This is a genomic window from Streptomyces sp. NPDC002537, assembly GCF_053594975.1.
Genome location: NZ_JBSFWT010000093.1, coordinates 16,377 through 27,585, shown reverse-complemented (window position 1 = coordinate 27,585; position 11,209 = coordinate 16,377). Strand labels below are relative to the sequence as shown.

Annotated in this window: 10 protein-coding genes, 1 rRNA gene, 1 pseudogene and 1 riboswitch; of the genes and pseudogenes, 11 read left to right on the top strand and 1 reads right to left on the bottom strand. The window is 69.7% G+C overall.

Annotation, left to right across the window (positions count from 1 at the left end):
- The 11 genes and pseudogenes from rrf to ACWD4A_RS30005 form a co-directional block, all read left to right on the top strand.
- Positions 1-87: ribosomal RNA gene (gene rrf, locus ACWD4A_RS30055) — 5S ribosomal RNA — on the top strand; the annotation flags it as partial.
- A 172-nt stretch (positions 88-259) separates the two neighbouring features.
- Positions 260-880 (top strand): CDP-alcohol phosphatidyltransferase family protein, encoded by a 621-nt coding sequence (locus tag ACWD4A_RS30050; protein WP_451198740.1) that lies wholly within the window; start codon positions 260-262, stop codon positions 878-880.
- A 105-nt stretch (positions 881-985) separates the two neighbouring features.
- On the top strand, positions 986-3,481 hold the full coding sequence (locus ACWD4A_RS30045; RefSeq protein WP_451198739.1) for a sugar phosphate nucleotidyltransferase: 2,496 nt from the start codon (positions 986-988) through the stop codon (positions 3,479-3,481).
- Between the two features lie 111 nt (positions 3,482-3,592).
- A complete protein-coding gene (locus ACWD4A_RS30040; RefSeq protein WP_451198737.1) occupies positions 3,593-4,516 on the top strand; it encodes a DUF881 domain-containing protein in 924 nt (307 codons plus the stop codon).
- Positions 4,513-4,845: a small basic family protein gene (locus ACWD4A_RS30035; RefSeq protein ID WP_116210565.1), complete on the top strand. Its 333-nt coding sequence runs from the start codon at positions 4,513-4,515 to the stop codon at positions 4,843-4,845. Before ACWD4A_RS30040 ends, ACWD4A_RS30035 begins: the two co-directional genes overlap by 4 nt.
- Positions 4,846-4,850: 5 nt before the next feature.
- A complete protein-coding gene (locus ACWD4A_RS30030) occupies positions 4,851-5,846 on the top strand; it encodes a DUF881 domain-containing protein (RefSeq protein ID WP_451198735.1) in 996 nt (331 codons plus the stop codon).
- Between the two features lie 130 nt (positions 5,847-5,976).
- Positions 5,977-6,822 carry an FHA domain-containing protein gene (locus ACWD4A_RS30025; protein WP_451198733.1) on the top strand — a complete coding sequence of 282 codons (846 nt, stop codon included), beginning with the start codon at positions 5,977-5,979 and terminating at the stop codon, positions 6,820-6,822.
- A 43-nt stretch (positions 6,823-6,865) separates the two neighbouring features.
- Positions 6,866-7,645: a transcriptional regulator FtsR gene (ftsR, locus tag ACWD4A_RS30020; protein ID WP_451198731.1), complete on the top strand. Its 780-nt coding sequence runs from the start codon at positions 6,866-6,868 to the stop codon at positions 7,643-7,645.
- Positions 7,646-7,697: 52 nt separating this feature from the next.
- Positions 7,698-8,171, top strand: coding sequence for a bifunctional nuclease family protein (locus ACWD4A_RS30015; RefSeq protein ID WP_006123076.1), 474 nt, complete (start codon positions 7,698-7,700; stop codon positions 8,169-8,171).
- A gap of 178 nt (positions 8,172-8,349) precedes the next feature.
- Positions 8,350-8,964: a MerR family transcriptional regulator gene (locus tag ACWD4A_RS30010; protein ID WP_451198730.1), complete on the top strand. Its 615-nt coding sequence runs from the start codon at positions 8,350-8,352 to the stop codon at positions 8,962-8,964.
- A 78-nt stretch (positions 8,965-9,042) separates the two neighbouring features.
- Positions 9,043-10,383, top strand: a pseudogene (locus tag ACWD4A_RS30005) (DNA polymerase IV); the annotation flags it as partial.
- A 5-nt stretch (positions 10,384-10,388) separates the two neighbouring features.
- Here the strand turns inward: ACWD4A_RS30005 and ACWD4A_RS30000 are convergent.
- Positions 10,389-10,811, bottom strand: coding sequence for a PRC-barrel domain-containing protein (locus ACWD4A_RS30000; protein ID WP_451198729.1), 423 nt, complete (start codon positions 10,809-10,811; stop codon positions 10,389-10,391).
- 156 nt (positions 10,812-10,967) lie between these two features.
- A riboswitch (glycine riboswitch) is annotated at positions 10,968-11,075 on the top strand.
- Positions 11,076-11,209 lie beyond the last annotated feature (134 nt).

Here is an 11,209-nt window from a genome sequence, read left to right as displayed (position 1 = left end):
GGTTACATTCCGAACCCGGAAGCTAAGCCTTTCAGCGCCGATGGTACTGCATGGGGGACCGTGTGGGAGAGTAGGACGCCGCCGAACAAATTTTAAGAAGCCGTAGACCCCGGGTCATAGACCCGGGGTCTACGGCATTTTTGCGTTCACGGCCCGTCCGTAAATGGCCGGGCCGCCCCACCCCTCTGCATGCGCCGGCCACAACTGCGGGTAGGGTCATGGGGCATCGTTGGTACATTTCCCCACAGGAGGCCCCCGGGTGGAGGTCCAGGAGACGCGCGTACAGACCGACCGCGTCCTCACCATCCCGAACATCCTCAGCATGGCCCGCCTCGTTGGCGTCCCCCTCTTCCTGTGGCTGATTCTCCGGCCAGAGCTCGACGGCCATAACAGCGACGGCTGGGCGCTGCTGGTGCTGGCGCTGAGCGGCATCAGCGATTACCTCGACGGAAAGCTCGCCCGACGCTGGAATCAGATCAGCAGCCTCGGCCGGCTCCTCGACCCCGCTGCGGACCGGCTCTACATTCTTTCCACCCTTGTCGGCCTCACCTGGCGGGAGATCCTTCCGCTCTGGCTCACCGCCGCCCTTCTCGCACGCGAGGCGATGCTGCTGGTCATGGTGTGGATTCTGCGCCGCCACGGCTATCCGCCGCCGCAGGTGAACTTCCTCGGCAAGGCCGCCACGTTCAATCTGATGTACGCGTTCCCGTTGCTGCTTCTCAGTGAGGGTGAGGGCTGGTTGCGTTCACTCGCGGCGATTTTCGGATGGGCGTTCGCCGGATGGGGTACAACGCTCTACTGGTGGGCAGGAGTCCTGTACGTGGTTCAGGTCCGCCGACTCGTCAAGACGGACCGCCAGGCCCGACTGACCTCGCCGTAGTTCCGGAGTTCCGCCGGGACCGGATGGCGTACGGGGGATACGCCGGCCGACCCGGGCGCGTGCAGTCGGGAAGACCGTCGTCTCTTCAAGGAGGACGCTTCCGACATGAAGGCCGTCGTGATGGCCGGTGGCGAAGGCACCAGGCTTCGCCCCATGACCTCGAGCATGCCCAAGCCGCTCCTGCCGGTGGCAAACCGGCCGATCATGGAGCATGTGCTGAGACTGCTCAAGCGGCACGGGCTCACCGAGACCGTGGTGACCGTGCAGTTCCTCGCCTCCCTCGTCAAGAACTACTTCGGGGACGGCGAGGAACTCGGCATGGAGCTCACCTACGCCAATGAGGAAAAGCCACTCGGCACCGCGGGCAGCGTCAAGAATGCCGAGGAGGCGCTCAAGGACGATGCCTTTCTGGTGATCTCCGGAGACGCCCTCACCGATTTCGACCTCACCGACCTGATCCGTTTCCACAAGGAAAAGGGCGCTCTGGTCACCGTCTGCCTCACCCGGGTGCCCAATCCACTCGAATTCGGCATCACCATCGTCGACGAGAACGGCAGGGTCGAGCGCTTCCTGGAAAAACCCACCTGGGGCCAGGTCTTCTCCGACACCGTCAACACCGGCATCTACGTCATGGAGCCGGAGGTCTTCGACTACGTCCAGGCCGACGTCCCCGTCGACTGGTCCGGCGATGTCTTCCCCCAGCTGATGAAGGAAGGCAAGCCGATCTACGGCTATGTCGCCGAGGGCTACTGGGAGGACGTCGGCACCCACGAGAGCTATGTCAAGGCACAGGCCGACGTCCTCGAGGGCAGAGTCGACGTCGACATAGACGGATTCGAGATCTCGCCGGGCGTCTGGGTCGCCGAAGGCGCCGAGGTCCACCCCGACGCCGTCCTCCGCGGGCCGCTGTACATCGGCGACTACGCAAAGGTCGAAGCGGGCGCCGAGATCCGCGAGCACACCGTCGTGGGCTCCAACGTCGTGGTCAAGAGCGGAGCCTTCCTCCACAAGGCCGTCGTCCACGACAACGTCTATGTCGGCCAGCAGAGCAATCTGCGGGGCTGTGTCATCGGCAAGAACACCGACATCATGCGGGCCGCCCGCATCGAGGACGGCGCCGTCATCGGCGACGAGTGCCTCGTCGGCGAGGAATCGATTATTCAGGGCAACGTCCGCGTCTACCCCTTCAAGACCATCGAGGCGGGCGCCTTCGTCAACACCTCGGTCATCTGGGAGTCCCGGGGCCAGGCCCACCTCTTCGGCACGCGCGGCGTCTCCGGCATCCTCAATGTCGAGATCACCCCCGAACTCGCGGTCCGGCTCGCCGGCGCGTACGCCACCACCCTCAAGAAGGGCTCCACGGTCACCACCGCCCGTGACCACTCCCGGGGCGCGCGGGCACTCAAGCGCGCGGTGATCTCCGCACTGCAGGCCAGCGCCATAGATGTACGGGACCTGGAGAACGTGCCGCTGCCGGTCGCCCGTCAGCAGACCGCGCGGGGCAGCGCGGGCGGCATCATGATCCGTACGTCGCCCGGTGTGCCGGACTCCGTGGACATCATGTTCTTCGACGAGCGCGGCGCCGACCTCTCCCAGGCGGGCCAGCGCAAGCTCGACCGGGTCTACGCCCGCCAGGAATACCGGCGTGCCTTCCCCGGGGAGATCGGCGACCTGTCCTTCCCCTCCAGCATCTATGACTCCTACACGGGCTCGCTGCTGAGGTCCGTGGACACCAGCGGGGTCGCCGAGGCCGGACTGAAGGTCGTGGTCGACGCCTCCAACGGCAGCGCGGGCCTTGTGCTGCCCAGCCTCCTGGGCCGGCTCGGAGTGGACGCGTTCACCATCAACCCGGGGCTCGACGAGTCCCGCCCGACCGAGACCGCCGAGGCCCGGCGCTCCGGGCTGGTGCGGCTGGGCGAGATCGTCGCCTCGGCACGGGCCGCCTTCGGAGTGCGCTTCGACCCGGTCGGCGAGCGGATCTCCCTCGTCGACGAACGCGGCCGCATCGTGGAGGACGACCGCGCCCTGCTCGTCCTCCTCGACCTGGTCGCCGCCGAACGCCGTAGCGGGAAGGTGGCCTTGCCGGTCACCACCACCCGCATCGCCGAGCAAGTCGCCGCGTACCACGGTACGCAGGTGGAGTGGACGACCACCTCGCCCGACGACCTGACCAGGGTCGGCCGTGCGGACACCACCATCTTCGGCGGGGACGGGCGCGGCGGCTTCATCGTGCCGGAGTTCAGCAGCGTCTTCGACGGCACGGCCGCCTTCGTCCGCCTGATCGGCCTGGTGGCTCGCACTCAGCTGACGCTCAGTCAGATAGACGCCAGGATTCCGCGGGCCCACGTGCTCCGTCGCGACCTGGCGACGCCGTGGGCGGTCAAGGGTCTGGTGATGCGCCATGTGGTCGAGGCCGCGGGCGACCGGTCGGTGGACACGACCGACGGCGTCCGGGTGGTCGAGGCGGACGGCCGCTGGGTGATGGTGCTGCCCGACCCGGCCGAGGCCGTGACGCACCTGTGGGCGGAGGGACCTGACGACGCCTCCGCACAGGCGTTGCTCGACGAGTGGTCGGCGGTCGTGGACGGCGCCGGGCGCTGAGCCGAAGGGCGGCCACCGAGGCATCGGGGGCCGCCGTCTCCTTCTTCCCGCATCCGGCACGCCGGTGGGGCCATTGGGAGACGGCGCCCCCGACGTGCGACGATGTGCGGCATGTCGCAGCAGCCCCCCGTTCGGAGGACGGCATCGCCGTCTCCGCGCCCCGATGCCTCCATGTCGCTGCTGACCAATGTGATGCACCACAGCCTCGACGAGGGATACGCCGAGGCGGCGGCCCGGCGGAAGGCCGCGGGCGACGAGGGGCTGCCGACCAGGCTGCGCGCCAAGTTGGGGCTTGCCGCCGCCCTGCTGCTCGCCGCGGTGGTGGTGACGCTGGGTGCGGCGCAGGCGCGGATATCGGCACCGACGCTGGCCAAGGAACGCCAGCAGCTCATCGACCGCATCAACAGGGAGTCCTCGGACGCCGACGCGCTGCAGAAGAACGTCGACGCCCTGCGGGACGCGGTCGGCAACAAGCAGCGTGACGTGCTGCAGAAGCACGGTGGGGACAGGGCGGAGCTGGTGGCCCTGCTCGCGGGCGCCACCGCCGTGCAGGGCCCCGGGGTCAAGCTGGTCGTGGACGACGCCAAGCAGACCAAGCAGAGCGGCGGTGGTGGTCCGCGCGAGAGCAGCGGCTTCTCCGACACGGGCCGGGTCCGTGACCGGGACATGCAACGCATCGTCAATGGCCTGTGGCAGTCCGGCGCCGAGGCGATCGCGGTGAACGGACAGCGGCTGACGGCGCTGTCCGCGATCAGGGCCGCCGGCGACGCCATACTGGTCGACAACAAGCCGCTGGTGCCGCCGTACACGGTGCTCGCGATCGGTGACGCGCAGCATCTGAGCGGCGCCTTCCAGACCAGCGCCGACGGTCTCTATCTGCGTGCCCTGCAGCAGAACTACGGGATCCGTTCCAGCATTTCCACCCAGAGCGAGGTACGGCTCCCGGCCGCGCCGAGCCTGATCGTACGTACAGCGAAGCCGCAAGGGGGTGCCGCGCCAGAGGGCGGCACCAACACAGGGAAGGGCACATCGTGATCGCCGTATTGGGCCTCGTCGTGGGAGTCGTGGTCGGACTTGTCGTCCGCCCCGTGGTGCCGACGGTGGTCGAGCCCTACCTCCCCATCGCCGTCGTGGCGGCGCTCGACGCGGTGTTCGGCGGCCTCCGGGCGATGCTGGACGGGATCTTCGACGACAAGGTGTTCGTCGTCTCCTTCCTGTCCAATGTGGTGGTGGCCGCGCTGATCGTGTTCCTGGGCGACAAGCTCGGCGTCGGCGCGCAGCTGTCCACCGGCGTCGTGGTCGTCCTGGGCATCCGCATCTTCTCCAACGCGGCCGCCATCCGGCGGCACATCTTCCGGGCGTGAGGCCGATGAGCACCGACGACACGCCCGAGGAGCCGACACCGGCCGACGAGCCGAAGCCGACCGGGAAGACCGGCAAGAAGAGCGAACCGGGCAAGCCCGACGAGGCTGCCGACCGGCCCGACACGGAACGGAAAGCCGAACAGAAGCCGGAGCGGAAGCCGGAGCCGGAGCGGAAAGCGGAACCCCCGGCCGGCGAGCCGGACGACGGCAAGGAGTCCGAGCCGCCGTCCGAGCCCGAGCCCGCGGCCGCACCGGAGGAAGGGGTGGCCGAAGCCAAGCCGTTGACGGGCCGTCAACGGCTGGTGAACGGCCTCTGGCCGCCGCGGCTGACGCGCGCCCAGCTCACGGTCGCCGTACTGCTCTGCGTACTCGGACTGGGCCTGGCCATCCAGGTACGTTCGACGAGCGACAACAGCGCGCTGCGCGGCGCCCGGCAGGAGGACCTCGTGCGCATCCTGGACGAGCTGGACAACCGCACCAAGCGCCTGGAGGACGAGAAGCGGCGCCTGGACAGCCAGAAGTCCGAACTGGAGAGCAGCTCCAACCAGGCCGCGGAGGCCCGTAAACAGACCGTGCAGAAGGAACAGCAGCTGGCCGTGCTCGCGGGTACGGTGGCGGCGCAAGGGCCCGGCATCGAGCTCACGGTGAGCGACTCCAAGGGGTCGGTCGAGCCGGACAAGCTGCTGGACACCATCCAGGAGCTGCGCGCCGCGGGCGCCGAGGCGATCCAGATCAACGATGTCCGGGTCACCGCGGACACATATTTCTCCGGTGCCGCGGGGAAGGTGGAGATCGACGGCAAGAAGGTCTCGCAGCCCTACGTGTTCAAGGTGATCGGCAGGCCGCAGGATCTTGAGCCGGCGCTGAACATCCCCGGTGGTGTGGTGCAGACCCTGGAGAAGGAGCAGGCGGGCGTCTCGGTCAACCGGTCTGAGAAGATCATTGTGGATGCCTTGCGCCCGGCGAAGCGGCCTGACTACGCTCGGTCGTCATCGCAGTGAGGCGGGCGGGCCCAGGGGCTTCGCGCGGAGGTCACGAGGTTGCGGGGGGTCGGCGCATCAAGTCGAGGGCGCGTGGTGGAAACTGTCTGTTGACCACGGACGTTGTATGGATGTCCGGGTCGGACGGTGAGTGCGTCGAGGGTTCGTCCTGCCCCACGGGCGGGTCTGTTTCGGTCAAGGGGAATCGCCCGTGAAGTTGTTTGCGAAGTTGTTCGGCAGAAGTGCACGCCGGGACGGTGGCAGCGGTTCCGCCCGCCACCGGGCGTCGCGCCCCGTGGAAGGCGGCGAAGGAGCCCAGGAAGGGCGTCCGTTGTTCCGGGATCAGGTGGATGTGCCCGGAGGGGACATTTCGGGAGGGTCCGGCGCGTCCGCTGTTGACCCTGCCGCGGCCGGACGCATAGGTTTCGGGGCACCAGCGACCTCAAGTGCGGGTGGAGGGTTTGCCTTGCCGGTGTGTACGAGGTGTGGCCATCGGAACGCCGAGGCCAGCCGGTTCTGCTCCAACTGTGGTGCGCCGCTGCGTCCCGGAGCCGTGGCGGAGCGGGCCTCCGAGACGACCTCGACCATCTCCATCTCCGGCCTCGAGGCGTATGACTCCGAGGCCACCGGCCAGACGCCGATCCCGACGCTCTCTCCCGAGGCGCAGGCGGCCGTCGACGCCCTTCCGCTGGGTTCGGCGCTGCTCGTCGTCCGCCGGGGGCCGAACTCCGGAAGCCGGTTCCTGCTCGACAGCGATGTGACGACCGCGGGCCGTCATCCGCAGAGCGACATCTTCCTCGACGATGTCACCGTCTCGCGGCGGCACGTGGAGTTCCGCCGCGGGCAGCACGGCGGCTTCACGGTCGCCGATGTCGGCAGCCTCAACGGCACCTATGTGAACCGTGAGCGCATCGACTCGGCGGAGCTCGCCAACGGCGACGAGGTGCAGATCGGCAAGTACCGGCTGGTCTTCTACGGCAGCCAGCGGGGCATCTGACCCTCCCCCGGACTCCGTCCGGGGGGACTCCCAGGGAAGGGCCATGCTGCGAACACCGTCAGGCGGTGCCGGTGCGTCCGGTGCCGCCGGAGTGGAGGGGCGGCCGGTGAGCATCGGCACGGTGCTCAATCTGCTGCGCGAGGAGTTCCCCGAGGTCACCATCTCCAAGATCCGTTTTCTGGAGTCGGAGGGCCTGGTCGAGCCCCAGCGCACGCCGTCCGGGTACCGGAAGTTCAGCGCGGAGGACGTGGAGCGGCTCGCGTACGTCCTGCGGATGCAGCGTGACCACTATCTGCCGCTCAGGGTCATCAGGGAGCACCTGGACGCGCTGGCCAGGGGCGAGCGTGTCCAGCTGCCCGTCCCCGGACAGCCCCAGGGCGCCGACGGCCCGGACGGCGTCGACGGTGGAGCGCGGGGCGTGGGGGGTGCCGTGGCGGCCTTCGAGCGGCCCACGGCCGCCCGGGTCGGCCGCGCGGAGCTCCTGGGCGCCGTCGGCGTCACGGAGAGTGAGCTGGCGGAGTGGGAGTCGTACGGCCTGCTCGTACCCCACTCGGACGGCGGATTCGACGCCGAGGCGGTCGATGTCGCCAAGCTGCTGACGGACCTGGGGCGGTTCGGCCTGGAGCCGCGGCACCTTCGCGTCATGAAGGCCGCCGCCGACCGCCAGGCGGGACTGGTCGAACAGGTGGTCGCACCGCTGCGCAGGCACCGTAATCCGCAGACCAGGGCGCACGCCGAGGCCACTGCGCGGGAGCTCGCGGCGCTGTCCGTACGCCTGCACGCGGCACTCGTACAGGCCGCCCTGCGGACGCGTTCGCACTGACCGGCGAGTGCCCGACTACCCAAACCTGCCGGGCACGTCCTAGGGTTGCTGTGTGAACGAGCTCGATGTCGTGGGTGTCCGGGTGGAAATGCCCTCCAACCAGCCGATCGTGCTCCTGCGTGAAGTGGGAGGCGACCGGTACCTCCCGATCTGGATCGGACCGGGGGAGGCGACGGCCATTGCCTTCGCCCAGCAGGGCATGGCCCCGGCCCGCCCGCTGACCCACGACCTTTTCAAGGACGTGCTGGAGGCGGTGGGCCAGGAGCTCACCGAGGTCCGCATCACGGACCTGCGCGAGGGCGTGTTCTATGCGGAGCTCGTCTTCGCCAGCGGGGTGGAGGTCAGCGCCAGGCCGTCCGACGCCATAGCGCTGGCGCTGCGCACCGGGACGCCGATCTACGGCAGCGACGGGGTGTTGGACGACGCCGGCATCGCCATTCCGGACGAGCAGGAGGACGAGGTCGAGAAGTTCCGTGAATTCCTCGACCAGATCTCGCCGGAGGACTTCGGCACCAACAGCCAGTGAGGCGTACGGCGCCCTTCGGGGGGCCGGGCGCGGCGCATTCGATTAGCCTTTCCCGGCGCCGGGATACGTAAAACCACTCTCTGGGTGATTATCACTCGGCGTGCCGAGTGTGGCGATCGTTGACGCGCCCCGGGTGACTGCCTACCGTCGAGAAGGCAGGTCAAGGACGGAGGTCGGCGTGAGAAGCATGGGCGACGGTACAGCGGTCGGCAATCCGTATCCGCTGTATGGGGGAACGGTCGAACAGCCCTCCCGTCATGCCGTCCCGGCGGCGGTCGGCGCACCGCAGGGGCCGGAAAGCGACAAGATCGGGTACCGGGGGCCGACGGCGTGTGCCGCGGCGGGCATCACCTATCGACAGCTCGACTACTGGGCGCGTACGGGCCTGGTCGAGCCGAGTGTGCGACCGGCCTACGGCTCGGGGAGCCAGCGGCTCTACAGCTTCCGGGACGTGGTCGTTCTCAAGATCGTCAAACGGCTGCTGGACACCGGGGTCTCCCTGCAGAACATCCGCACGGCCGTCCAGCACCTGCGTGCCCGCGGGGCGGGCGACCTCCCGCAGATGACGCTGATGAGCGACGGTGCGACGGTCTACGAGTGCACCTCGCCCGACGAGGTCGTCGACCTCCTCCAGGGTGGGCAGGGCGTCTTCGGGATCGCCGTCGGCGTCGTCTGGCGCGACGTCGAGGCCGTGCTCTCCCAGCTGCACGGTGAGCGCATCGACACGGGCGAGACCCTCATCGGCCACAATCCCGCCGACGAGCTGGCGCGGCGGCGCAACCGCGCGGGCTGACCCCCGCGACAGGACCCCCGCCCGACGCTCCGTCGCACGTCAGCGCGATTGTCAGTGGCGTGCGGGAACATCGGTGGTGTGAGAGCCGCACCCACGATCCTGCACCTGGACATGGACGCCTTCTACGCCTCGGCGGAGCAGGCGGCCAAGCCCAGTCTGCGCGGGAAGCCCGTGGTGGTCGGTGGGATCGGTCCGCGCGGAGTGGTCGCCACCGCTTCGTACGAGGCCCGCGTCTTCGGTGTCCACTCGGCGATGGCGACGGCCCAGGCACGTCGGCTGTGCCCCAACGCCGCCTATCTCACGCCCCGGTTCACGCTCTACCGCGAGGTGAGCGAGGTGGTCATGGGGCTGCTGCGGCGGCTCTCGCCGCTGGTGGAGCCGCTCAGCCTCGACGAGGCGTTCGTCGACCTGGAGGCGGGCGGCGTCGAGCCCGCCACGGCGGCGGTGCGGGCCGTGGGGGAGCGGCTGCGGAGCGATATCCGCGCGGCCACGGGGCTCAGTGGGTCCGTGGGGCTCGCCGGGTCGAAGATGCTCGCCAAAATCGCCTCGGAGCAGGCGAAGCCCGACGGTCTGTTCCTCATCGAGCCGGGCACGGAGTCGGCGCTGCTGGGCCCCATGTCCGTCCGCGTCATCCCCGGGGTGGGCCCCGCCACCGCCGAGACGCTGCGCCGCGCCGGGATCACCACCGTCGCGGAGACGGGCGAGGCCGGTGAGGCGGAGCTGGTGCGGCTGCTCGGCAAGGCCCACGGCGCGGGGCTGTACGCCCTGGCCACCGGCAGCGACGACCGGCCCGTCGTCGCCGAGCGGGACGCCAAGTCCGTATCGGTGGAGGACACCTTCGAGGAGGACGTGACCGACCGCGTCCGGGTCCAGCTGGAGCTCACCCGGCTCGCCGACCGCTGCGTCCAGCGGCTGCGGGCGGCCGGGCGCTCGGGGCGGACGGTCGTGATCAAGGTGCGGCGCTACGACTTCTCGACGCTGACCCGCTCCGAGACCCTGCGCGGGCCCACCGACGACCCGGGCGTGGTGCGCGAGGCCGCCGCCCGGCTGCTGGAGGGCGTCGACACGACCGCGGGGGTGCGGCTGCTGGGCGTCGGCGTCACGGGCCTCGCCGACTACACCCAGGAGGACCTCTTCGCCCAGGCCGCGAGCGAGGCGGCCGCTGCCGACGAGGAGACCCCGCAGACCGCGGGGGAGGAGCCGGAACGGCCCGCGGCCGCCGTCGAGGCGCCGGCGCGGCGCTGGCTGCCGGGGCTGGACGTCCGGCACGCCGAGTTCGGGGCGGGCTGGATCCAGGGCAGTGGCGTCGGCCGCGTCACGGTCCGGTTCGAGCAGCCCTGGTCCGAGCCCGGGAGGGTGCGCACCTTCGCCGTCGACGACCCCGCGCTCGAACCGGCCGATCCCCTGCCGCTGATACGGGCCGCTCAGCCCGCCGAGCCGTTGACCGTACCGAGCCCCTCCTCCGTCCGCCCGGAAGTGCCGGAGGAGTCCGTCCGTCCCGCTTCGACGCCCGGCGTGGAGGGGGTGTCCCCGGCCGGGAGGGCGAGCCCGTAGTGGCGGTAGAGCTGGAGCTCCTGCTCGGGGGAGAGATGGCGGCCGACGCCGAAATCGGGGGCGTCCTTGATCAGAGCGCGCTCGTACGGGATGCGCAGCGTGTCGCCCACGACCTCGCTGGGGACCAGCGGCACGAAGGCGTCCCGGCTGAACAGGCCGGTGCGCACGGCCGCCCACTCGGGTTCGCCGGTCTCGTCGTCGAGGTACACCTCGTCCACGGTGCCGATCTTCATGCCGTCGCGGTCGAACGCCTTCCGGCCGATGAGATTCCGCGGATCGATATCGGTCTGCACCGTTCCTCCCATGGTTCGCGCATGCCCCCGGCCGCCTCGGCAGGGCCCCGAACACCTCCCGGAACACCTCTCGACACCAACGAAAAGGCACAAAGCGGGAACCGGCCACTCGAGGGATCGCCCCCTACCTGCGCTGGTAGGCTGGCGAGTGGCCGCAGACCCCGTGCGGGAGAGTCCTCCGAGAGCCCTGACGGGCTTTTGCGGGGGCGCCGAAGGAGCAAATCCTCCCCGGAATCTCTCAGGCACACGTACCGCATGGACGAGGTCACTCTGGAAAGCAGGGCGGGCCCAGGTCAGGCACAACGCCGGAGCCCGTCCTCACCGACGGTGAAAGCCGGGCCGCTGCCCGGTGAAGCTCTCAGGTTGAGATGACAGAGGGGGAGGCCGTCCGGGTACCC